The 22,040-nt window shown below is 52.5% G+C and carries 20 protein-coding genes, 5 pseudogenes and 1 other annotated feature; of the genes and pseudogenes, 17 read left to right on the top strand and 8 right to left on the bottom strand.

All coding sequences use genetic code 11. The features are described from left to right. Positions 1 to 68 precede the first annotated feature (68 nt). A complete protein-coding gene (locus tag ACQGXV_RS30140) occupies positions 69 to 683 on the top strand; it encodes a GNAT family N-acetyltransferase (protein ID WP_440864083.1) in 615 nt (204 codons plus the stop codon). Positions 684 to 708: 25 nt separating this feature from the next. Here ACQGXV_RS30140 and ACQGXV_RS30135 read toward each other — a convergent pair whose 3' ends face one another. Both ACQGXV_RS30135 and rnm read right to left on the bottom strand, forming a co-directional pair. Continuing rightward, positions 709 to 1,329 carry an L-threonylcarbamoyladenylate synthase gene (locus tag ACQGXV_RS30135; protein ID WP_440864082.1) on the bottom strand — a complete coding sequence of 207 codons (621 nt, stop codon included), beginning with the start codon at positions 1,327 to 1,329 and terminating at the stop codon, positions 709 to 711. Between the two features lie 22 nt (positions 1,330 to 1,351). Beyond that, positions 1,352 to 2,269 carry an RNase RNM gene (gene rnm, locus ACQGXV_RS30130; RefSeq protein ID WP_440864081.1) on the bottom strand — a complete coding sequence of 306 codons (918 nt, stop codon included), beginning with the start codon at positions 2,267 to 2,269 and terminating at the stop codon, positions 1,352 to 1,354. A 257-nt stretch (positions 2,270 to 2,526) separates the two neighbouring features. After that, positions 2,527 to 2,630: a sequence feature (Trp leader region), on the top strand. Positions 2,631 to 2,696: 66 nt separating this feature from the next. Between rnm and ACQGXV_RS30125 the strand changes: the two genes are divergently transcribed. From ACQGXV_RS30125 to trpA, 5 genes and pseudogenes are all read left to right on the top strand, one after another. Next, complete coding sequence (locus ACQGXV_RS30125; protein ID WP_440864080.1) at positions 2,697 to 4,283, top strand: anthranilate synthase component 1; 1,587 nt, start codon at positions 2,697 to 2,699, stop codon at positions 4,281 to 4,283. Continuing rightward, positions 4,283 to 5,964: pseudogene (gene trpD, locus ACQGXV_RS30120) on the top strand (anthranilate phosphoribosyltransferase). The gene ACQGXV_RS30125 and the pseudogene trpD overlap by 1 nt, the downstream one beginning before the upstream one ends. A gap of 7 nt (positions 5,965 to 5,971) precedes the next feature. Continuing rightward, the gene (trpCF, locus tag ACQGXV_RS30115; protein WP_440864079.1) at positions 5,972 to 7,348 is read left to right on the top strand and encodes a bifunctional indole-3-glycerol-phosphate synthase TrpC/phosphoribosylanthranilate isomerase TrpF; all 1,377 of its coding nucleotides are present in this window, start codon (positions 5,972 to 5,974) and stop codon (positions 7,346 to 7,348) included. Positions 7,349 to 7,413: 65 nt separating this feature from the next. Beyond that, positions 7,414 to 8,607 carry a tryptophan synthase subunit beta gene (trpB, locus tag ACQGXV_RS30110; RefSeq protein ID WP_440867710.1) on the top strand — a complete coding sequence of 398 codons (1,194 nt, stop codon included), beginning with the start codon at positions 7,414 to 7,416 and terminating at the stop codon, positions 8,605 to 8,607. Next, positions 8,607 to 9,413: a tryptophan synthase subunit alpha gene (trpA, locus tag ACQGXV_RS30105; protein WP_440864078.1), complete on the top strand. Its 807-nt coding sequence runs from the start codon at positions 8,607 to 8,609 to the stop codon at positions 9,411 to 9,413. Before trpB ends, trpA begins: the two co-directional genes overlap by 1 nt. Positions 9,414 to 9,634: 221 nt before the next feature. On the opposite strand, the gene ACQGXV_RS30100 is transcribed toward trpA, so the two are convergent. Together ACQGXV_RS30100 and ACQGXV_RS30095 are read right to left on the bottom strand one after the other, a co-directional pair. Then, complete coding sequence (locus tag ACQGXV_RS30100; protein WP_440867179.1) at positions 9,635 to 10,168, bottom strand: IS630 family transposase; 534 nt, start codon at positions 10,166 to 10,168, stop codon at positions 9,635 to 9,637. Next, positions 10,092 to 10,457 carry an IS630 transposase-related protein gene (locus ACQGXV_RS30095; RefSeq protein ID WP_440862584.1) on the bottom strand — a complete coding sequence of 122 codons (366 nt, stop codon included), beginning with the start codon at positions 10,455 to 10,457 and terminating at the stop codon, positions 10,092 to 10,094. The genes ACQGXV_RS30100 and ACQGXV_RS30095 overlap by 77 nt, the downstream gene beginning before the upstream one ends. Before the next feature lie 83 nt (positions 10,458 to 10,540). On the opposite strand from ACQGXV_RS30095, the gene ACQGXV_RS30090 reads away from it, so the two are divergent. Beyond that, entirely contained in the window at positions 10,541 to 10,864 is a 324-nt protein-coding gene (locus ACQGXV_RS30090) for a hypothetical protein (RefSeq protein WP_440864077.1), read from the top strand. A 93-nt stretch (positions 10,865 to 10,957) separates the two neighbouring features. Here the strand turns inward: ACQGXV_RS30090 and ACQGXV_RS30085 are convergent, their stop codons facing one another. Beyond that, on the bottom strand, positions 10,958 to 11,251 hold the full coding sequence (locus ACQGXV_RS30085; RefSeq protein ID WP_440864076.1) for a DUF1640 domain-containing protein: 294 nt from the start codon (positions 11,249 to 11,251) through the stop codon (positions 10,958 to 10,960). A gap of 257 nt (positions 11,252 to 11,508) precedes the next feature. On the opposite strand from ACQGXV_RS30085, the pseudogene ACQGXV_RS30080 reads away from it, so the two are divergent. Then, positions 11,509 to 11,926, top strand: a pseudogene (locus tag ACQGXV_RS30080) (ABC transporter permease subunit); the annotation flags it as partial. A 208-nt stretch (positions 11,927 to 12,134) separates the two neighbouring features. Further along, complete coding sequence (locus ACQGXV_RS30075; RefSeq protein WP_440867708.1) at positions 12,135 to 13,328, top strand: multidrug effflux MFS transporter; 1,194 nt, start codon at positions 12,135 to 12,137, stop codon at positions 13,326 to 13,328. A 38-nt stretch (positions 13,329 to 13,366) separates the two neighbouring features. On the opposite strand, the pseudogene ACQGXV_RS30070 reads toward ACQGXV_RS30075, so the two are convergent. After that, a pseudogene (locus ACQGXV_RS30070) lies at positions 13,367 to 13,836 on the bottom strand (FAD-dependent oxidoreductase); the annotation flags it as partial. A 395-nt stretch (positions 13,837 to 14,231) separates the two neighbouring features. Between ACQGXV_RS30070 and ACQGXV_RS30065 the strand changes: the two are divergent. The 4 genes and pseudogenes from ACQGXV_RS30065 to ACQGXV_RS30050 all read left to right on the top strand — a co-directional run bounded on the left by ACQGXV_RS30065 (position 14,232) and on the right by ACQGXV_RS30050 (position 15,816). Further along, complete coding sequence (locus ACQGXV_RS30065; protein ID WP_440867707.1) at positions 14,232 to 14,747, top strand: transposase family protein; 516 nt, start codon at positions 14,232 to 14,234, stop codon at positions 14,745 to 14,747. Between the two features lie 12 nt (positions 14,748 to 14,759). Next, positions 14,760 to 14,996, top strand: a pseudogene (locus ACQGXV_RS30060) (transposase family protein); the annotation flags it as partial. Further along, a complete protein-coding gene (locus ACQGXV_RS30055) occupies positions 14,997 to 15,362 on the top strand; it encodes an IS630 transposase-related protein (protein WP_440862584.1) in 366 nt (121 codons plus the stop codon). Then, positions 15,286 to 15,816 carry an IS630 family transposase gene (locus ACQGXV_RS30050; protein ID WP_440867706.1) on the top strand — a complete coding sequence of 177 codons (531 nt, stop codon included), beginning with the start codon at positions 15,286 to 15,288 and terminating at the stop codon, positions 15,814 to 15,816. The genes ACQGXV_RS30055 and ACQGXV_RS30050 overlap by 77 nt, the downstream gene beginning before the upstream one ends. 4 nt (positions 15,817 to 15,820) lie before the next feature. On the opposite strand, the gene ACQGXV_RS30045 is transcribed toward ACQGXV_RS30050, so the two are convergent. Both ACQGXV_RS30045 and ACQGXV_RS30040 read right to left on the bottom strand, forming a co-directional pair. Beyond that, positions 15,821 to 16,795, bottom strand: a complete 975-nt coding sequence (locus ACQGXV_RS30045; RefSeq protein ID WP_440863132.1) for an IS30 family transposase — start codon at positions 16,793 to 16,795, stop codon at positions 15,821 to 15,823. Between the two features lie 117 nt (positions 16,796 to 16,912). After that, a pseudogene (locus ACQGXV_RS30040) lies at positions 16,913 to 17,638 on the bottom strand (IS5 family transposase); the annotation flags it as partial. Between the two features lie 281 nt (positions 17,639 to 17,919). Between ACQGXV_RS30040 and rsxA the strand changes: the two are divergent. Genes rsxA through rsxD form a run of 4 tightly spaced genes read left to right on the top strand, consistent with a single transcriptional unit; the run spans position 17,920 to position 22,032 of the window. Further along, positions 17,920 to 18,501: an electron transport complex subunit RsxA gene (gene rsxA, locus ACQGXV_RS30035; RefSeq protein WP_222160672.1), complete on the top strand. Its 582-nt coding sequence runs from the start codon at positions 17,920 to 17,922 to the stop codon at positions 18,499 to 18,501. Further along, a complete protein-coding gene (gene rsxB / locus ACQGXV_RS30030) occupies positions 18,501 to 19,079 on the top strand; it encodes an electron transport complex subunit RsxB (RefSeq protein WP_440864075.1) in 579 nt (192 codons plus the stop codon). Before rsxA ends, rsxB begins: the two co-directional genes overlap by 1 nt. Further along, complete coding sequence (gene rsxC, locus ACQGXV_RS30025) at positions 19,072 to 20,976, top strand: electron transport complex subunit RsxC (RefSeq protein ID WP_440864074.1); 1,905 nt, start codon at positions 19,072 to 19,074, stop codon at positions 20,974 to 20,976. The genes rsxB and rsxC overlap by 8 nt, the downstream gene beginning before the upstream one ends. Beyond that, positions 20,977 to 22,032, top strand: a complete 1,056-nt coding sequence (gene rsxD, locus ACQGXV_RS30020) for an electron transport complex subunit RsxD (RefSeq protein WP_440864073.1) — start codon at positions 20,977 to 20,979, stop codon at positions 22,030 to 22,032. The last annotated feature ends 8 nt before the right edge of the window (positions 22,033 to 22,040 follow it).

Below are 22,040 nucleotides of genomic sequence, written 5' to 3'. Positions count from 1 at the left end.
TGGGAATGGGGCCGGAGCGCTAACAATAATCCGGTAGCGTTAGCAATCATGGTACGGCGCGGCTCGCGTTGCCGTTTGGCAGCCTTTGCCGTTCATCCGCGCTGGCGCGTGGCGGATTAGGAACAGCGTTGTTAGAGCAATTGCTGAATGAAGCACGTCAACGGGGCGATTGCGCCCTGTGGCTCGAGGTGATTAGCTGCAATGCAGCTGGCATTGCTTTGTATGACAAGATGGGATTTGTACGTCAGGACACCCTGTGTGGTTTTGCTGCACCACTGGGCAATGGAACAATAAACGGTTCGGTAACATTAACGCGTTGCGATCCGGTCACCATTATCGGCAGTATGATTGCAGCACCGGATAACGCGCTACCCTGGATGATCGATCCTTTGGGCACCGTCGCACTGCCGGCACAGGGATATCGCTGGGGCAATGATGCCTACGCCATTGTTGCCACTGCGTTTACCAATCCACAGTTGCGGACGCTTTATGTCGCGCCCGCCGCCCGGCGGCAAGGTCATGCACGGCGACTACTGCAAGCGCTGGCCGCTCAGTTCGAGGGGATTTGTACCCCTGTTGCGGTACCGCAGGCATTGACCCCGTTATTTTTACAGGCAGGCTGGGAACAGCACCCGACGACCCAATTTACGCTGCGCCATTCGCTGACGAAAACGGAACGCTGAGCGCAAAGCACCGAGCGAGCCTTACTCACTGAAATGGTGAGATATCGCCGGTGCCTTCACGCACCACAACCGGCGCCGAGTCGGTCAGATCAATCACCGTTGTGGGTTTTTGTCCCAGAAATCCACCGTGGATAATCAAATCAACCCGTTTGCCCAAGTGATCTTGAATCTCTTCTGGATCGGACTCCGCAAAATCATTGCCCGGCAGCATCAATGTGGTCGACATCAGCGGCTCATTCAGCGCTTCCAGCAGCGCCAGTGCTATCTCGTTAGAAGGCACGCGCATGCCGATAGTTTTACGTTTTTCACTCATCAATCGGCGCGGCACTTCTTTGGTGGCTTTCAAAATAAAGGTGTAGTTACCGGGCGTATTGTTCTTGATCAGACGAAACGCTGCATTATCCACATAGGCATAGGTAGACATTTCGGAAAGATCGCGACATACGATGGTGAAGTTATGGTTGCTGTCCAGATGGCGAATTTGACAAATGCGCTCCATCGCGTTTTTCTCGCCCAGCATACATCCCAATGCGTAGCCTGAATCGGTGGGATAAACCAGCACGCCACCTTTGCGTAGCACATCCACAGATTGATTGATCAACCGGGGCTGCGGGTTTTGTGGATGAATATAAAAAAACTGACTCATAATACGTCCTTAAACATCGAATTTAGCGCGACGCTTCGCATCCATCGGGGGGCAGTGCGTCTGCGGTCAAAAGCAAAGCTGCCAACACGGGATGTTGCCATACTGGCGTAACCCCGCCGGGCAACCACAGCTTGCGCCCCAACTCTATCCAGGCACAGGGACGGTGAAAATCAGAGCCCTGTGAGGCATAGAGCTGAAAATCCTGCGCATAACGCGCCAGTTGAGTACGTTCGTCCGGCGCTTGTTGGCACTGGGCGACCTCCATCGCATCCCCCGTAGCTGCCACAAAACTGGCCAGCACCCGTTTGAGCCATTTTGGCGACAAATCATAGCGCCCAGGGTGTGCCAGTACTGCCACACCGCCCGCATGATGAATAACATCAACGGCTTCTGCTATTGTACACCACTGGGTCGGGACATATCCGGTTTTCCCTTTTGCCAGATAGGATTTGAACACCTGCCCTACATTGCTGGCTTTGCCCTGCTCCACCAGAAAACGGGCAAAATGACCACGAGTGATTTCGCCCTCTCCAGCGAGGCGCTGTGCCCCTTTCAGTGCGCCTGAAATACCTGCCTTCTCCAACCGTTCACCGATGGCCTGCGCACGCTGCCAGCGGCGCGCCTTCTGTTGTAGCCGTGTGAGAGCGACGTGGTCGGGATCAATGCCTAAACCGACAATATAAATCTCATGGTTTTCCCACAGGGTGGAGATCTCAACACCACACACCAGCCGTAATGGGAGATTGTATGTGGCTATCGCTTGCTGCGCAGCCGCCAGGCCAGCTACGGTATCGTGTTCGGTGATCGCCAGAACACCAATGCGCATCTCGACGGCGCGTTGCACCAGATCGCCGGGCGACAGTTCTCCATCCGAAGCGGTGGTGTGGCTGTGCAGATCAAACAGTGGGTTGGCGGACAGGGCAACGGAAAGTTCGGACACACAGGCACCTATGGTTGTTAATGCGGCTCAGGGGACCTGAGGCGCGGGACATCATGCCATTAAACACCGTCGGAGGGGAACCACACGACGGCGGTACGGTATTGATAAAATAAAATGTGTTAACCCGTTGACAATGCGCTCATGAACTAGTTAACTATTTAACTAGTACACGAGTTCAGCAAATAAATGGAAATGTGATAATGGCAACGCACGTTCTCGCAATGGTAAACAGCAGCCCGCGCGGCAGCTTCCAAACCAGTGGTTGGTGGCGCTCTTCCCTATGGTGGGTGGAGTATTAACGCATAGCTGTTATCACAACATGCAAAATCTCTAAACCCGCTTAATTGGCGGGTTTTTTTATGACTTACTGCTGTGCGATGCCGTGAAACCGACGTAAAACGGGCAGCAGATAACCAGAGTAGCGACGATGCAAACATCAGCAACGATATCTTCATCCACCGATAAGCCGCAGCTTGAACTGCTGCGCATCGAAGCCGCTTATCGCGACAATCCGAGCGCGGTTTTCCATCAACTGTGCGGTGCCCGGCCGGCCACGCTGCTGCTGGAATACGCTGAAATTGACAGTAAACAGGATCTGAAAAGCCTGTTGATCATTGATAGCGCACTGCGTATCACCGCACTGGGGCAGCAGGTCTCCATTCAGGCCTTGACTGCTAACGGCGCGACACTGCTGCCACTGCTTGACCAACTGTTACCGGCTGATATCGATGTCGCCGTGCGTCCCAACGGTCGTGAATTAACCTTTCCCGCCGTGGATACCCTGCAAGATGAAGATGCCCGTCTGCGTTCGCTGTCCGTTTTTGACGCACTTCGTCTGCTGCAAACGCTGGTAACCAGCCCTGCTCATGAGCGGGAAGCGATGTTCTTCGGTGGCCTGTTTGCTTACGATTTGGTTGCCGGGTTTGAGGCATTGCCGCCACTCAGCCAACAACAGCGCTGCCCGGACTACTGCTTTTATCTGGCAGAGACCTTGTTGATTCTGGATCACCAACAGCGCGTCACGCATTTACAGGCTAGCTTGTTCACGCCAGATGCCACCGAACGTCAGCGCCTGCAACATCGCCTGGCACAGTTAGGGCACCAGTTGCAGCAACCGGCACCCGCGCTGCCGCGTCAGACGCTGACAGATATGACGCTCAGTTGTGACCAGAGCGACGAAGAATACGGTGACGTGGTACGTCAAATGCAGGAAGCGATTCGTATTGGTGAAATCTTCCAGGTAGTGCCGTCACGCCGTTTCTCTTTGCCGTGCCCATCGCCGCTGGCCGCATACCAAACGCTAAAAGAGAACAATCCCAGCCCTTATATGTTCTTTATGCAGGATCAGGACTTCACCTTGTTTGGTGCCTCTCCTGAAAGCTCGCTGAAATACGACGCGGATTCTCGTCAAATCGAAATCTACCCCATTGCCGGAACCCGCCCACGCGGCCGTCGGGCAGATGGTTCACTGGATCGCGATCTCGACAGCCGCATCGAGTTGGAAATGCGCACTGACCATAAAGAGCTGGCTGAGCACCTGATGCTGGTCGATCTGGCGCGTAACGATCTGGCGCGTATTTGTGAAGCCGGTAGCCGCTACGTGGCCGAACTAACCAAAGTGGATCGCTACTCGTTCGTAATGCATCTGGTATCCCGCGTTGTTGGTACGTTGCGTAAGGATTTAGATGTACTGCACGCCTACCGGGCTTGCATGAACATGGGCACGCTGAGCGGCGCGCCGAAAGTACGCGCCATGCAGTTGATTGCCGACAGTGAGAAAACGCGACGCGGCAGCTATGGCGGCGCAGTGGGGTATTTCACCGTGCACGGCGATTTAGACACCTGCATCGTCATCCGCTCTGCTTATGTTGAAGACGGTATCGCTACTGTTCAGGCCGGTGCGGGCGTGGTGCTCGACTCACAGCCGCAGGCGGAAGCGGATGAAACCGGAAATAAAGCGCGCGCGGTGCTTCGCGCCATTGTCAAGGCTCACCATGCCAAGGAGATCTTCTGATGGCCGATATCCTGTTGCTCGATAACATTGATTCCTTCACCTACAACCTGGTGGACCAGCTGCGCGCCAGCGGCCATAACGTGGTGATTTACCGCAATCAGGTGCCGGTGGATACCATTATTGCCCGCCTGAAAACCCTGGAAAAACCGGTTCTGATGCTTTCCCCCGGCCCTGGTACTCCGGCACAGGCCGGCTGCATGCCGGCACTATTAACCCAACTGCGCGGACGCTTGCCGATCATTGGCGTCTGTCTGGGGCATCAGGCGATTGTTGAAGCCTATGGTGGCCACGTAGGCCAAGCCGGTGAAATCCTGCACGGCAAAGCCTCGTCCATTGAACATGATGGACAAGCGATGTTTCAGGGATTGCCTAACCCCTTGCCGGTGGCGCGTTACCACTCCCTGGTAGGCAGTCAGGTGCCCGATGAACTCACGGTCAATGCCCATTTTAATGGCATGGTGATGGCAGTGCGTCACGACGCCGATCGCGTCTGCGGCTTCCAGTTTCACCCCGAATCTATCCTGACCACTCATGGTGCCCGTCTGCTGGAACAGACGCTGGCGTGGGCGCTGGCATAAGCCTTATCGCCACCCACAACGAAAATCATTACCGAATTTAAGGATATATTATGTACGCTTCTGTAAACACGCTGACCGCTGCTCCGCTCGATGCCCCCCTGGGAACACAGGCCATACTGGAGAAACTGTTTGGCGCTCAGGCCATTTCCCGCGCTGAGAGCCAAGCGCTGTTTAGCGCGATTGTGCACGGCGAGTTGGAACCTGCGCAGTTGGCAGCCGCACTGATCAGCATGAAAGTGCGTGGTGAACACCCGGAAGAGATCGCGGGCGCGGCGGCGGCCTTACTGGCGGACGCGCAACCTTTCCCACGCCCTGACTACCTGTTTGCCGATATCGTCGGCACCGGCGGTGATGGCACCAATAGCATCAATATCTCAACGGCCAGCGCGTTCGTTGCCGCCAGTTGCGGCGTGAAGGTCGCCAAGCACGGTAACCGCAGCGTCTCCAGCCGTTCCGGCTCTTCCGATCTGCTGTCTGCCTTCGGCATTAAATTGGATATGGCACCCGAACAATCACGTCAGGCGCTGGACGATCTCGGCGTTTGTTTTTTGTTTGCACCGCAGTACCACACCGGATTTCGCCACGCGATGCCAGTGCGTCAGTTGCTGAAAACCCGCACGCTGTTTAACGTGCTGGGACCGCTGATTAACCCGGCGCGTCCGCCGCTGGCGCTGATTGGAGTTTACAGTCCGCATCTGGTGACACCCATCGCTGAAACGCTCCGTGTGCTCGGCTACCAACGTGCTGCCGTCGTGCACGGCGGCGGTATGGATGAAGTCGCGCTGCACGCCCCAACTCAAGTGGCAGAATTGCGCGATGGCAAGGTGGAAACCTACGAACTGACCCACCGCGATTTTGGTCTCGAAAGCTCCCCGCTTCCTGCACTCCAGGGCGGGCTGCCCGAAGAAAACCGTGATATTCTGGCACGCCTGTTACAAGGCAAAGGCGAACGCGCGCAGGAAAATGCCGTGGCCGCCAACGTTGCATTACTGTTGCGTCTGTTCGGACAAGAAGATTTGCGCCAGAACGCGCAGCAGGCATTGGATGTTATTCACAGCGGGCAGGCTTATCAGCGCGTGACAGCGCTCGCCGCCAGATGGTAAAGGTGCTATGCAAGAGTCAGAACTGAACAAGACCGTATTGGGTAAAATCGTAAAGGATAAAGTGAGTTGGATTGTTGCGCGCCAGCAAACACAGCCGTTATCCAGCTTTCAAGCGGATCTTGTTCCTAGCCAGCGCGATTTTTATGCGGCGCTCAAACATAAAAAGCCCGCGTTTATTCTGGAATGCAAAAAAGCATCGCCTTCCAAGGGGCTGATTCGCGAAGATTTTGATCCGGTGGCCATTGCACGCGTCTACAGCGATTACGCCTCTGCCATCTCGGTGCTAACCGATGAGAAATATTTTCAGGGCAGTTTTGATTTTTTACCGCGCATCAGCGCTGTCGTCAGACAACCGGTGCTGTGCAAAGATTTTATCATCTCGGAATACCAGATTTATCTGGCGCGCCATTACCAGGCCGACGCCATTCTGTTGATGCTCTCCGTACTGGACGATCACGAATACCGTGAGCTGGCCCAGGTTGCACACAGTCTGAAAATGGGAGTGTTGACAGAAGTGAGTAACGAGGCTGAACTGGAACGGGCTATCGCGCTCAAAGCCCGCGTGGTCGGTATCAATAATCGCGATCTGCGCGATCTGTCTATCGATCTCGACCGCACTCGCACACTGGCCCCGCGCTTACCCAAAAATGTTACCGTTATCAGTGAGTCAGGGATTCATAACGCGGCACAAATTCGCGAACTCAGCGCCAACGCGAACGGCTTTCTGGTTGGCAGTTCGCTGATGTCAGAGCCCAATCTGTCATTGGCGGTGCGCCGTCTTATCCTGGGCGAAAATAAAGTGTGCGGACTCACGCGTGCGATAGATGCTGCTGCGGCGTATAACGCCGGCGCAGTGTACGGTGGCTTGATCTTTGTCCCCTCTTCACCGCGTTGTGTAACACCGGAATTCGCTCTGACGGTAATGTCCGGTGCACCGTTGCGCTACGTCGGCGTGTTTCGTAACGCGCCCGCCGCTGAGATTGCGCAAACGGCCCGACAACTGGGGTTGTTCGCCGTGCAACTGCACGGCAACGAAAACCAGACCGCCATTGATGACCTGCGCGCGTTGCTGCCCACCACCTGCCAGATCTGGAAGGCGCTCAGCGTTGAGAAAAAGCTGCCCAAACGCGATTTTGCCGGTGTGAATCGTTACCTGTTCGATAACGGACAAGGCGGTAGCGGTGAGCGTTTTGACTGGAATTTATTGCATGATGCCGAACTGAGTAACGTGCTGCTGGCAGGGGGCGTGAATGTGTTCAATAGCGCTAAAGCTGCGCAGTTCGACTGTGCCGGGCTGGACGTTAACTCTGGTGTCGAAAGAGAACCTGGGATCAAAGACGCGGTGAAAATACATGCCGCCTTTGCCCCACTCTATCCGCAATAATCGCCGGCCGGTACGGCGCGGCACGCTTTAATTTTTTGATTAGCACTGATAGGACATACAGGAACATTATGACGTTACTTAATCCTTACTTTGGTGAATTCGGCGGACAGTATGTACCGCAGATACTGATCCCTGCGTTACAACAATTGGAACAGGCCTTTGTAGACGCACAAAAAGATCCTGAATTTCAGGCTGCCTTTACCGATTTGTTGAAAAACTACGCTGGTCGCCCCACGGCGCTCACCCGTTGCCGTAACCTGACCGAAGGCACGCGTGCCACGCTGTACCTTAAGCGCGAAGATCTGTTGCACGGTGGCGCGCATAAAACCAACCAGGTGTTGGGTCAGGCGCTGCTAGCCAAGCGCATGGGGAAAACCGAAATCATCGCTGAAACTGGCGCTGGACAACACGGTGTGGCAACCGCGCTGGCATGTGCCCTGCTCGGCCTGAAATGTCGCATCTATATGGGTGCCAAAGACGTTGAACGTCAGTCACCTAACGTGTTCCGCATGCGCCTGATGGGGGCAGAAGTGATCCCGGTGCACAGCGGATCCTCTACGCTGAAAGATGCCTGTAACGAGGCGCTACGCGACTGGTCCGGCAGTTATGACAAGGCTCATTACCTATTAGGTACCGCAGCCGGTCCGCACCCGTTCCCGACGATTGTGCGCGAATTTCAGCGCATGATTGGCGAAGAAACCAAAGCGCAGATTCTGGAGCACGAAGGGCGTTTGCCTGATGCCGTCATCGCCTGCGTAGGCGGCGGATCCAACGCCATTGGCATGTTTGCAGATTTCATCGAAGAAACCCCGGTGCGGTTGATTGGCATTGAACCGGCGGGACTGGGTATTGAAAGCGGGCAACACGGTGCCCCGCTGAAACATGGCCGGGTAGGGATTTATTTTGGGATGAAATCGCCCATGATGCAGACTTCCGACGGCCAAATCGAGGAGTCCTACTCCATTTCTGCGGGGCTGGATTTTCCGTCAGTGGGTCCGCAGCACGCCCACCTGAACAGCATCGGGCGCGCCGACTACGTCTCGATAACCGATGATGAAGCCCTCGCCGCGTTTCAGGAACTGTCCCGCCATGAAGGGATCATTCCAGCGCTGGAATCTTCCCACGCATTGGCACATGCCTTGAAGATGATTCGTCAGGAGCCTGAGAAAGAGCAACTGCTGGTGGTTAACCTCTCTGGCCGTGGCGATAAAGACATATTTACAGTGCACGATATTTTGAAAGGTCGGGGGGAGATCTGATGGAGCGTTATCAACACCGGTTTGCACAGTTGGCGGAAAAGCAGGAAGGTGCCTTTGTTCCCTTCGTTACCTTAGGCGATCCGACTCCGGCACTCTCATTGCAGATTATCGACACACTGATTGATGCTGGTGCCGATGCGTTAGAATTAGGCATCCCGTTCTCCGATCCTCTGGCTGACGGCCACACGATTCAGGCCGCAACCCTGCGTGCCTTTGAAGCAGGCGTGACCCCCAGACACTGTTTTGAGATGCTGGCAGCCATCCGCCAGAAGCACCCTACCATGCCTATTGGCCTGTTGATGTACGCCAATCTGGTCTTCAGCAACGGTATCGATGCCTTTTACCAGCGCTGCGCCGACGCGGGTGTTGATTCCGTGTTGATCGCCGACGTGCCGATTGAAGAATCTGCACCCTTCCGCGCCGCCGCGTTGCGACATAACGTTGCACCCATCTTTATATGCCCGCCCAACGCGAATGACGCCTTGCTCAGAGAGATTGCTTCTCATGGCCGTGGTTATACCTATCTGTTATCCCGAGCGGGCGTGACGGGCGCGGAGAAGGGCGCTGAACTGCCGTTGCACCACCTGATAGCCACGCTGACGGAATATCACGCTGCGCCCGCGCTACAAGGCTTCGGTATTTCGGAACCTTCACAGGTTAAAGAGGCTATCGCTTCCGGCGCCGCGGGGGCAATTTCAGGCTCAGCCATCGTGCGTATCATTGAACAGCATCGGCACCAGCCAGAAGTGATTCTGGCAAAACTGCATGATTTTGTCAGCCGTATGAAAGCCGCCACGCGCGGCTAATCCAGGCTATTTTCCCTTCCCCGTCGGGTTTCTCTCTGACGGGGACAGCATTTTTCACTACGTTTTCTTGCCAATCCCACCGTTTATCGAATCTGTTCCCGCTTATGGCAGTGGAAAAAATATTTTTCGCACTGGCAATACCCTGTTTATGATTATTTTTTGAAGGTATTTACCAAAAATAAAGACGATTTTTAATATATAGCCAAGCGACTTAATTTTGATTACACCATATGGACTGAGAACAAACTCTCTGTATCGCAACCCATCTCTCTTTTTTTGCTTTTTGCTTGTGCCCATTTATGCTCAATTGGGTTAAGATCTGGCGAATATGTAGGCAAATACTCCACCATATACCCTGCATCGATGATGACTTGTTGAATATTATGTTTTTTGTGAAAAGTGGCATTGTCCATCATGATTACACTGTTTTTAGGGAGTACTGGGATAAGGACTTGTGTGACCCAGGCATAGAAAACATCGCTGTTAATATTGATATCAAATAATCCGATAGCAAACAGCGTTGTGCCTAATAAAGCGCCGATAACATTTGTTCTTCCCCTAGCTCCCCAGTTCTTCAGGCCAAAACACCGTTGACCTTTTGGGGAATAGCCGTGAGTCCGTGGGGTATCGTGTGAAAAACCACTTTCATCAATAAAAACAATAGGTTTACCTTCTTTTTCATACTGTTGTTTTTTTTGTTGAAATCCCTGCCGGGCGTTTTCGTCGGCTTTCGGATGACGTAGAGTTTTTTTTATAGGTCAATCCCAGCTTTTTAAGCGCTTGCCAAATGGCCTTCTGACAAACGCCAAAACGCTCTGCACGTTCTTTTTGGTAAGCATCTGGATATTGTTCAACATCTTTTATCAACTCGGATTTATCGATCTTTCGCTGACGCGTGGTCGATGCTTTTGACTCTATTTGATTAATCCAACGCGATACAGAGGCAGGGCCAATCCGAAATTGCTTCGCTGTTTCTCGGATACTCAACCCTTCGTTTTTCCGTGTAGATATCACTTTACGTCTAAAATCAATTGAATAGCTCATTTAAATAATGTAATCAAAATTAAGTCGTTTAGCTATATATCCAACATGGAAGGATTTGTGCTGCCTAAATTTCAGGTGACGTTATGACCTACGAAGAATTAACGCCCGACGAAAGGAAATATTACGACCGGTTAGACCCGTGGAGAAAGGAACGATATCTAAATACGACTCCTATAGTCAGAGGAGCAATGGAAGCGGTAGACGCTGGAGAAAAAGGACTGCCTCACCCACGGTTAATTAACTGGGAAGAAAAACGGGTGGCATGGGAAAATCGCGTGATATTAGCCGAAGAGAAGCGGATCGCAGCCCAAGCCAATAGAGTTTATGCCAAAGTAGAAATTGACCCCTCTAAAGACGAACGCTTTAAGAATTACAGAGGGCGTTACGGTGCTGTCAGAAGCGACTAATCCCCAATATTGTGGGTTGTGCAGGATTTGAACATGCGACCGATGGATTAGAGTCCACTAGTCTACCAACTGAGCTAACAACCCAGGGTGGCATCACATTTTGAGAATGGCAGCAATGATGCTCACGGCAGCGGCGACCATTAGACCAAGCCGGATGGTCATCTGCATGCCAAGTTTATCAAAACCGGCAGTCATATCCTTACGGACATCGGCTATCTGAACCGTTAAATCTTTGCGCACATCTTCAAGGTCACGCTTGGTAGCAAGGTCGGCAACCTCATGGGACTGACGCACGGCAAGGGTTATAGCCTTGGCCTGCTCTCTATTAAGACCAGAGCTTTCCAGCTTCTCGACGAACTCTTGAGTATCAAATGCAACTTGTCCCATGGGGGGATCCTCCTGTGTTAAGCCAAGTGTAAGCGATCTGACCGCCAATCTGCAAAATTTTATAAGTGAGTTTGCTAGGCTGTGTCCCTTAATTAATTTTCACTGATTGGAAATGAGAAAAACACATCGAATCTGTTCGTTTTTGGACTGATTTTGGGTTTTTTTACTGTCAAAAACAGCCTGCTTTGTACGATTTTTCATCTATCGTGCAATTAAGGGACACAGCCTAATACCTTTAACCACATCCGTTCCATTATGGGGCCTCTACCTATGGTGCGGCACTGGCGGTAATGCTAGTGAGTTGGGCGCCGCTGGCGGCGCATACTGCCGCATTGGTGGAAGAGATACTGGCACGTCCTTATGTGCGTATCACTCCCTTGTTGGGTGTCGGACGTTGGCACCGCTTCACAGGCTATGTGCTGCCTGCGCTGGTTGGCCCCGTCACCCGGCACGCCCTGGTGCGTTTTCCCGGTATCACCTTGGCATTGACGGCATTAGGTTTTCTCGGATTGGGGCAACAACCGCCATACCCTGAATGGGGGCTGATTGTCGCTGAAGGCATATATAGAACGTGCCCCTTGGGCGGTACTGGCCCCGATTACCACACTGATGCTGCTGGCAATGTTGGCGGTCTCGTTGGGGCAAATGACCTTTGGTGTGAAGAAGGTAAAGTGACAGCGTCACTGAAAATAATGTACCAAATTCTCTGCCCCGGAACGCCATAAAACACCAAGAAACGCTTCTGGCGTGGTAAAGCACGTCCGTTGTAGCGTACCATTCGCTACAGTGTGGTTATGTAACCCGCCTTTCCTGACGATGACCAAAGGCAAGCACTAAGTTATTCATTCACTTGCCAGGGAACGGAATTTACCTTGCTATGACCATACAAAGATTCGTGCTGTTGTTATTTATACTGGTGCTGCTCGGCCCGTTAGCCATCGACATCTACCTTCCAGTGATCCCGGCTATCTCACAAGGTCTGGATAGCGATAATGCGACCATTCAATCGACCATTTCATTGTTTATCATGATCATGGGATGGGGACAACTGGTGGCTGGTCCGCTGGTTGACCGCGTAGGACGCCGCCCAATGGCCCTGATCGGGATAGTAATTTACATTGTGGGGGCCATCACGGCAGCGCTGGCGACCACTGGGGCCGTGTTTATCGCTTCGCGCGTACTGCAAAGCATTGCCGTGTGTTGCACTGCCGTGGTGGTATTTAGCGCCGTGCGGGACCGGTTAAACGGTGATGATGCTGCACGCACTTTTGGCTTTCTCAATGGTACCTTGAATATCGTGCCCGCACTGGCCCCTTTTTTTGGCGGACTGCTATCCGCCGCTTTCGGTTGGCGCGCCTGCTTCTGGTTTTTGACGCTGTATGCCAGCCTGGCCCTGTTGCTCACCCTGCGCTATCTGCCAGAAACCCGCCCGGCAGACACCCTGCGCCTGCCAGGGTTACCCATCAAACAATACGCACGCATCCTATTTACGCCACGTTTTATCGGTTTTGCTGGCTGTAATGCAGGCATTATGGGGATGGCCCTTACCTATCTGTCGATGGCATCAGTGGTATTGATGGCACACGGCGGGTTGTCACCGTTACAGTTCTCACTGGTATTCGGCGCAAACGGCTTTTGGGTGATGGCGATGAGCCTGCTGGCAACGCGAGCGATCGTGAAAATTGGCCGCCCCGCTTGCCTGACACTGAGTGTGATATTCATTGGCAGTGGTTTTTTATTACTGTGCGCCATTATTCTGTGGTTGCCCGAGGCGCTACAGGTGCGTTGGTGGATCTTTATGATCCCGATCGTGGTAGCGTTCGCTGGCCTGGCGTTTGCCATCGGCCCAGCCACCAGCTATGCACTGGAACCTTATGCCAATGAAGCGGGTACCGCATCGGCGCTGGTAGGATTAGTGCAAATGGCGGGCGGTGCGGGTGTTGGGCTGGCGGTGATGGCACTGCCCCTTTCACCTCAGAGTACGCTGGCTATTTCCATGCTGTGCGCCACGCTGTTGGCGCTGCGCGCCCAACGTTTAAGCGTAGTGGCGCGCGGCACGATCACGGCGCTTGGTTGATCGTAGCGCGCTGCAATCGTGCTCGATAACCCGACGATTTAAATACTGGCGTAACGAAAGATCGACAAATCGTCATGGGCAATTTCAGGCGTCTTGCCAGAAATGATATCCGCCAGCAGTTGCCCTGAACCGCACGCCATCGTCCAGCCTAACGTACCGTGTCCGGTATTCAGATAAAGATTGGATAGCGGCGAACGGCCTACCAATGGCGTGCCGTCTGGATCATTGGGCGTAGCCCGGTCCAGAACGTTGCCTGCTCTACCGGCCCAGCGTCAGGGTAAAGATCGCGCACCACCATTTCCAACGTTTCACGGCGTTTAGGATTAAGGGCTGTGTCAAAGCCAACGATTTCTGCCATGCCCCCGACACGAATACGGCGATCGAAGCGCGTCACCGCCACTTTGTACGTCTCATCAAGCACCGTTGAAACCGGTGCAGCAGCGTCGTTGGCAAGCGGCAGCGTGAGTGAATAGCCCTTCAGGGGATAGACCGGCAGGTGCATCCACTGGAGTACGGCTTTGTTGAATAATTTAACCGTTTGATTTACATCTTCTTTAGTTAGAATGCATTTACAGAGAATGTATTTTGTTAGAACGACAAATCAAATAGTTAGCACAATAAAAAGCATTCCGAGAGGGCTTTGTTGAATAAATCAGAATTAGCCGACAGGATGACTCCCTCTGCTACACCTGTTATCCTATCCTGACGCTGTGTGGCATACCCAACAACGTCATACGCTTCAGGGCTTTGTTGAATAATTTAACCGTTTGATTTACATCTTCTTTAGTTAGAATGAATTTACAGAGAATGTATTTTGTTAGAACGACAAATCAAATAGTTAGCACAATAAAAAGCATTCCGAGAGGAAAAATTAGTCGTTGAAATTTTATAATGCTTATATAAATCAGTATCTTAAATTATTCAACAAAGCCCAAAGCCGGTGCAGGGCAGAAAGGATTTATCCCAACCCCATTAGATAAACTGCTTTTTATTTTATTGTATTTAAAATGTTATCCGACCTATGATTTGCAAGGACTTCTTTTTGGTTTAGATAGAACACGGGTATGTCGCTGGGTAAAAATATTATTGCCGGTTTTAGAGATGACCTTGGGGCGAGAATGTGTTTTGCCCGCTCGTCAAATTCGCTCTGCTGAGGAATTTTTTCGCGCCTTTCCTGGAGTTAAAGACGTCTTTATTGATGGGACAGAGCGACCTGTCCAAAAGCCTAAGAATCTGCGTCGGCGAAAAAAAATGTATTCGGGAAAGAAAAGACAAACCACTCGAAAAGGGCTTATTATGACTGACGAAACAAGGCAAATTGGATTTATCCCCATGAGCAAAAATGGGCGCCGTCACGATAAACGCTTACTCGATAAAGTCGATATAATTCGCCATATTCCTCCTGAGGTAACCATCTAGGCAGATACCGGTTTTCAAGGTATAGATAAACAGCATCCTAATACACAAATCCCAAAAAAAGGAACTCGAAAAAGACCTTTATCGCCTGAACAAAAACAAGAAAATAAAATAATCTCGGGCATCCGTATTACAGTTGAACACGCCATCGCGGGTATCAAGCGCCTCGGTTGCATGACCCAAATTTTACGGAATCGTAGACCCTTTATTGATGATATAGCTAAACGACTTAATTTTGATTACATTATTTAAATGAGCTATTCAATTGATTTTAGACGTAAAGTGATATCTACACGGAAAAACGAAGGGTTGAGTATCCGAGAAACAGCGAAGCAATTTCGGATTGGCCCTGCCTCTGTATCGCGTTGGATTAATCAAATAGAGTCAAAAGCATCGACCACGCGTCAGCGAAAGATCGATAAATCCGAGTTGATAAAAGATGTTGAACAATATCCAGATGCTTACCAAAAAGAACGTGCAGAGCGTTTTGGCGTTTGTCAGAAGGCCATTTGGCAAGCGCTTAAAAAGCTGGGATTGACCTATAAAAAAAACTCTACGTCATCCGAAAGCCGACGAAAACGCCCGGCAGGGATTTCAACAAAAAAAACAACAGTATGAAAAAGAAGGTAAACCTATTGTTTTTATTGATGAAAGTGGTTTTTCACACGATACCCCACGGACTCACGGCTATTCCCCAAAAGGTCAACGGTGTTTTGGCCTGAAGAACTGGGGAGCTAGGGGAAGAACAAATGTTATCGGCGCTTTATTAGGCACAACGCTGTTTGCTATCGGATTATTTGATATCAATATTAACAGCGATGTTTTCTATGCCTGGGTCACACAAGTCCTTATCCCAGTACTCCCTAAAAACAGTGTAATCATGATGGACAATGCCACTTTTCACAAAAAACATAATATTCAACAAGTCATCATCGATGCAGGGTATATGGTGGAGTATTTGCCTACATATTCGCCAGATCTTAACCCAATTGAGCATAAATGGGCACAAGCAAAAAGCAAAAAAAGAGAGATGGGTTGCCCCATTCCCAGTCGAAACGCAACAAAGCGGTAGGGCATTATGCCGCCTGTAAGTGCGTTAAAAATACCTCATTTGGAGAACGATAACCCAGCGATTTTCGGCCTCGCGTATTGAGCAGGTGTTCGAGTGCTGCAACCTTGCGATGGGTGACATAATTGAAGTCCGTTCCCTTCGGGTAAAAACGCCGTATCAGCCCGTTGGTATGCTCATTCAACCCGCGTTCCCAGGAATGATATGGCCGGGCAAAGTAGACCGGTGCCCCCGTGACTTTTGTAATTTCCCCGTGCTGGGAAAATTCAGAACCGTTGTCAGCAGTCAGGGTTTTAAACTCGCAGAAGGTATTGGCAACGATGTCCCTGAAGGCCGCTACCACTGTCTCTGCTCGCTTGTTGGGCAGTTTGCGAATGATGACCAGCTTGACGGCTTTATCGACCACCGTCAGCAGGAATGATTTCTGATCTTTGCCAAAGATGGTGTCAATCTCGAAATGCCCGGGTTCCTGCTTGAGGTCAGCAACGGCCGGCCGCTGCTCAATGCCAACACGGTTGGGAATAGGACCGCGTTTGTTCTCATCGGTCTGATAGTTATACCGTTTACCCCGATGAGGGAGCTGCTGATACAGCTCACCGCCGGCCCGGCGCTCCTGCAGGATATAGCGATAGAGCGAGTTCTTGCTGACGGACAGGCCAAATTCCAGGACCAGGCGCCCACTGATGACCTCAGGTGAGGTGTGGGTAGACAGCGCCGTTCTGATAAAGTCCTGAATGTGCGGTTCAAGCTGGTTAATCACGCTGTCCGGCCGTGTTTTCTGCCGCCGCCCTCTGGCCAACGTTTCGGCCCTTCTGCAGGAATAGACCCCGTTGAAAGCGGCGTCGGTATTGCGTCTGAGTTCCCTGCTGATGGTAGAACGAGGAAGCTCCAGTTCCCGGGCGATGGTGGCCTGGTTAACCCCATCACCACGCCGCTTTTCGATGTAGAACCGTTCTTTGTGAGTCAGATGTTTTCCCTGCATGCAACGGGATCTCCAGTAGGGCCAGAACGGTGATTTTATCCGACTCTGGCCAGTGGGTCACTTTGTTGCGTTTCGAGTGGGAATGGGGCATTGCGATACAGAGAGTTTGTTCTCAGTCCATATGGTGTAATCAAAATTAAGTCGCTTGGCTACACGTTCATGGTACTTGTCCGGCCAGTATTTGGCTCCGCTTCGCGGCGGGATAAGGGGCCTGATTTTCTTTCTTAGCAACGCATCGTGGCAGTAACGGGCGTCATAAGCACCGTCTGCTGACACTTCCCTGATTTTTCGGTGGGTTTGGTTAATCAGGCCCGGCAGTGCCTGCGCATCTGTCGTTCCGCTGAGCGATAAGTCGGCACAGATAATCTCATGCGTCGCACTGTCTGCTGCCAGATGAAGCTTGCGCCACACTCTTCGTCTGTCAGCCCCATGCTGCCTGACTTTCCATTCACCTTCGCCAAAGACCTTCAGACCGGTACTGTCGATGACCAGATGCGAGATTTCACCACGCGTTGGCGTTTTTATGCTGATACTGACGGTTTTTGCCCGCCGACTGACCAGAGAGTAGTCCGGGCAGCGCAGTGGCAGGCTCATCAGTGTAAAAACCGAGTCGACAAAGCCCTGTAATGCCCGGAGCGACAGGTTAAACACGCGCTTTATCATCAAAACCGTGGTAACAGCCATATCGGTGTAGTAAAGCGGCCGACCACGACCTTCAGGCGAAGAACTGTCAGTCCATGCAGCGATGGCCGACTCATCAAGCCAGACCGTCAGGGAGCCGCGTTGTCTGAGTGCTTTGTTGTAGGTGGGCCAGTTGGTGATTTTAAACTTTTGCTTTGCCATGGGGAGCTGCTATCGGGAGCGATGATAGTGCTTTGATCCGGCGATCCCCTGAAAGTTCGATTTATTCAACAAAGCCCTTTAAGCCCTGACAACGGGTCGTTTTATGAGCGGCCTGTTTACTCTTGCCTTGCGTTACTGGCCCAAAAGGCTTTCACTATGACGGTTTACTCTGCCAACCGCGGAGTAAATATGCGCTTTTGGTGAATATCCCTATTTTGGGTGTGTTGTCGAAAGCCTTACAATGCCGGATAATGGTCCGGTTTTGTTTTTTAGGCATGGTAATGACCGACTATCTACTTCTTTTCGTCAGCACTCTGCTGGTGAACAATTTTGTTCTGGTGAAATTTCTTGGACTTTGTCCCTTTATGGGCGTGTCCAAGAAACTGGAAACCGCCATTGGTATGGGGTTGGCAACAACCTTCGTCATGACGCTCGGCTCGATGTTTTCCTGGCTGGTAAATGAGTATGTGCTGCTGCCGCTGGGGATCGTCTACCTGCGTACCATGGCATTTATTCTGATTCTGGCGGTCGTGGTGCAGTTCACCGAAATGGCCGTGCGCAAAACCAGCCCGGAACTCTACCGCCTGCTGGGCATTTTCCTGCCGTTGATCACCACCAACTGCGCCGTGTTGGGCGTTGCGCTGATCAGCGTCAACCTGTCACACAATTTCTTGCAATCAACGGTTTATGGCTTCAGCGCCGCTGCGGGCTTCTCATTGGTTATGGTGTTGTTCGCCGCAATTCGTGAACGCATTGCTGTGTCGGATGTCCCTGCGCCGTTCCGAGGATCGTCGATTGCACTGGTAACCGCTGGGTTGATGTCGCTCGCGTTTATGGGCTTTACCGGGTTGGTGAAATTCTAATGAATGCCATTTGGATTGCGATTGCCGCGTTGAGTGTGCTGGCGCTGGTTTCCGGCTTGATTCTTGGTTTTGCTTCGCGCCGTTTTCACGTTGATGCTGATCCTATAGTCGAGCAGGTCGAGGCCATGCTACCGCAAAGCCAATGTGGTCAATGCGGTTATCCGGGTTGCCGCCCTTACGCCGAAGCCGTTGCCTTGCACGGTGAGCAGATCAACAAGTGTGGCCCCGGCGGCGAGGCGATGATGTTGAAGCTGGCCGAGAAACTCAATATTGACACGCAGCCGCTCGATGGTGACGCGCCGGACCTGCAACCGGCGCTCAAAGTGGCTTGGATCGACGAAAGTAACTGCATCGGCTGCACCAAATGTATTCAAGCCTGCCCGGTTGATGCCATTATTGGCACCACTCGCGCGGTGCACACCGTGGTAAGCGATCTCTGTACCGGCTGTGACCTGTGTGTTGCCCCTTGCCCGACAGATTGCATTGAACTGCGCCCGGTAGCCACCACGACATCCAACTGGAAATGGGATCTCGAAACCATCCCGGTTCGCCTTATCCAAGTAGACCATCATGCTTAAACTGTTAACTCTGTTTCGTAAAGAAAGAATTTGGGATTTCGACGGTGGTATTCATCCACCGGAGATGAAAACCCAATCCAGCCGTGTGCCGATGCGTCACATCCCGCTGCCGGAACAGTTTATCATTCCGTTAAAACAGCACCTCGGGCCGGAAGGCGAACTCTGCGTGAACGTTGGCGATCGCGTACTGCGCGGTCAACTCCTGACGCGCGGCACGGGACGTATGCTGCCGGTACATGCCTCCACCTCCGGCACGGTAAACGCCATCCGTCCGCACATGACGGCACACCCTTCGGCCTTGCCTGAGTTAAGCATCATTCTTATTCCTGACGGAGAAGATCGCTGGTGCGACCGTCAGTGCTTGCCTGATTATCAGCAGCATTCGATAGATACCCTGCTTGCACATTTACATCAGGCAGGCATCGCGGGGCTGGGCGGCGCAGGCTTCCCGACCTCAGCCAAACTCAAAGGTGGGCTGCGTGGTATCGCAACGTTGATCATCAACGCCGCCGAATGTGAACCTTATATCACCGCCGACGACCGGTTGATGCAAGAGTATGCGCGTGAAATTGTGCAAGGGATTGAGATCCTGATGCATTTACTTTCACCAGAACGTACCTTGATTGGCATTGAAGACAACAAGCCTGAAGCCATTCAGGCGCTGCGCCACGTACTGGCCAATCGCGCGGATATACGGTTGCGGGTCATTCCCACCAAATACCCCTCCGGCGGAGCCAAGCAGCTCACCAAGATTTTGACCGGTAAGGAAGTGCCGTTTGGCAAACACTCCGCCTCCATCGGCGTATTGATGCAAAACGTCGGTACCGCTTATGCCATCAAACGTGCGGTGATCGACGGTGAAGCCTTGACGGAGCGGGTGGTTACCCTGACTGGAGAGGCACTGCGCCAACCAGGCAACGTTTGGGCACGCCTCGGCACACCGGTACGCCACTTGCTTAAACAAGCCGGGTTTCATGCCGAAAACAAAACCCCGATGGTGATCATGGGTGGACCGTTGATGGGATTCACCCTGCCCGCGCTTGATGTTCCTATTGTCAAAATCAGCAACTGTATTCTTGCTCCGTCGGTGAGTGAAATGCAGGCACCAGAGCAAGAACAATCCTGCATTCGGTGTAGTAAGTGCGCTGATACCTGTCCGGCAGGCCTGTTACCACAACAGCTTTATTGGTTCAGCCGCGGTCAGGAACATGAAAAAGCGCGCGCACATCATTTATTTGACTGCATTGAATGCGGTGCCTGTGCCTATGTCTGCCCAAGCAACATTCCATTGGTACAATACTACCGTCAGGAAAAAGCGGAAATCCGCACCCTCGATCTTGAGGCATCGCGAGCGCAACAAGCGAAAGCGCGTTTTGATGCGAAACAGTTGCGTTTGGAGCGAGAAAAAGCGGCGCGTGAACGGCGTCATCAGCAAGCGGCTGCCACGGTGTCTACGACGGATAAACAGGCCGTTCAGGCTGCACTGGAGCGCGTGCGCAGCAAAAATGCGCTGACTGAAACGCTTGCTCCGATTGCGATAAATCCTGACCGCACGCCGGATAATAGTGCGGTCATCGCGGCGCGCGAAGCGCGAAAAGCCCAGGCGCGCGAAAAGCAACGGATGCAGGCCGAAGATGAACAAGCCCAACCGATTGCCGCTGTGCCAGAGGATCCACGACAAGCTGCGGTAGCTGCGGCTATTGCTCGGGTTAAAGCTAAAAAAGCCGCTCAGCAGTCACCGGAAGCTATCACCCCAGCGGATGTCGCCACGCCAGTCCCCGAAGCGGAACCTGCCCCAGATCTGAGTGACCCACGCAAAGCTGCCGTTGCCGCTGCCATTGCCCGCGTTAAAGCACGTAAAGCCGAACAGGCTTTAATCCACACTCACGAGGAATAGATGGCTTTCAAGATCGCAAGTTCGCCTTTTACCCATAACCATCAGCGCACACAGCACATCATACTGTGGGTGATACTCGCCTGTGTGCCCGGTATCGTTGCCCAGACCCTGTTTTTTGGCGTCGGCACATTGATACAAATCGCGCTCGCCTCGGTCACCGCGCTAACGGCGGAAGCGGTGACGTTGTCACTGCGAAAATTTGCAGTACGAACTACGCTGGCGGATCAATCCGCGCTGTTAACCGCCATTCTGCTCGGCGTCAGCTTGCCCCCATTGGCGCCCTGGTGGATGGTGGTGCTTGCCACGTTTTTCGCTATCGTGATCGCCAAACAACTTTATGGTGGATTAGGAAACAACCCCTTTAATCCGGCTATGGTCGGCTACGTGGTATTGCTAATCTCCTTCCCGGTCCAGATGACCAGTTGGCTACCGCCCACCACATTGCAGGTGGCTCCGGTCACCTTCATTGATGCACTGCATGTGATTTTCACAGGACAAACCGATGCAGGTTTGCACATTCAGGGCTTAATGCAGAACATTGATGGCATTACCCAGGCCACGCCGTTAGATAGCTTCAAAACCGGCCTGCGTGCCGGGGAAACACCAGCACAAGTGTTACAACACCCGATCTTTGCCGAGAGCCTGGCGGGCGTAGGCTGGCAATGGGTCAATCTGGCGTACCTTGCAGGCGGTATCCTTTTATTATTGACCCGCTCCATTCGTTGGCATATTCCTGTCAGCATGCTGCTCTCTTTGCTGCTGTGTGCCGCGCTTTGTTGGATATTGATGCCGGAAAAAGCGGCGCCACCGCTGCTGCATCTGTTCTCTGGTGCCACTATGCTCGGTGCTTTCTTCATCGCCACCGACCCTGTGACGGCCTCCACCACCAACAAAGGGCGCTTGTTGTTTGGCGCACTGATTGGCCTGCTGGTGTGGTTGATCCGTACCTACGGCGGATACCCGGATGGCATCGCGTTTGCGGTGTTGCTGGCGAATATTACCGTGCCGCTCATCGATTACTATACCCAGCCACGCGCCTATGGCCATCGTCGATAAGGAAATAG

The sequence above is a fragment of the Symbiopectobacterium purcellii genome, assembly GCF_052050035.1.
Lineage (GTDB): Bacteria > Pseudomonadota > Gammaproteobacteria > Enterobacterales > Enterobacteriaceae > Symbiopectobacterium > Symbiopectobacterium purcellii_A.
The sequence above is the reverse complement of the archived record's forward strand: the minus strand, read 5'-3'. Positions and strand labels throughout refer to the sequence as shown.

Coding starts and splice junctions, on each gene's coding strand:
- ACQGXV_RS30135 (WP_440864082.1), bottom strand. CDS start 1,329: ATGAGTCAGTTTTTTTATATTCATCCACAAAACCCGCAGCCCCGGTTG.
- ACQGXV_RS30125 (WP_440864080.1), top strand. CDS start 2,697: ATGCAAACATCAGCAACGATATCTTCATCCACCGATAAGCCGCAGCTT.
- trpCF (WP_440864079.1), top strand. CDS start 5,972: ATGCAAGAGTCAGAACTGAACAAGACCGTATTGGGTAAAATCGTAAAG.
- trpA (WP_440864078.1), top strand. CDS start 8,607: ATGGAGCGTTATCAACACCGGTTTGCACAGTTGGCGGAAAAGCAGGAA.
- ACQGXV_RS30095 (WP_440862584.1), bottom strand. CDS start 10,457: ATGAGCTATTCAATTGATTTTAGACGTAAAGTGATATCTACACGGAAA.
- ACQGXV_RS30090 (WP_440864077.1), top strand. CDS start 10,541: ATGACCTACGAAGAATTAACGCCCGACGAAAGGAAATATTACGACCGG.
- ACQGXV_RS30085 (WP_440864076.1), bottom strand. CDS start 11,251: ATGGGACAAGTTGCATTTGATACTCAAGAGTTCGTCGAGAAGCTGGAA.
- ACQGXV_RS30055 (WP_440862584.1), top strand. CDS start 14,997: ATGAGCTATTCAATTGATTTTAGACGTAAAGTGATATCTACACGGAAA.
- ACQGXV_RS30045 (WP_440863132.1), bottom strand. CDS start 16,795: ATGCAGGGAAAACATCTGACTCACAAAGAACGGTTCTACATCGAAAAG.
- rsxA (WP_222160672.1), top strand. CDS start 17,920: ATGACCGACTATCTACTTCTTTTCGTCAGCACTCTGCTGGTGAACAAT.
- rsxB (WP_440864075.1), top strand. CDS start 18,501: ATGAATGCCATTTGGATTGCGATTGCCGCGTTGAGTGTGCTGGCGCTG.
- rsxC (WP_440864074.1), top strand. CDS start 19,072: ATGCTTAAACTGTTAACTCTGTTTCGTAAAGAAAGAATTTGGGATTTC.
- rsxD (WP_440864073.1), top strand. CDS start 20,977: ATGGCTTTCAAGATCGCAAGTTCGCCTTTTACCCATAACCATCAGCGC.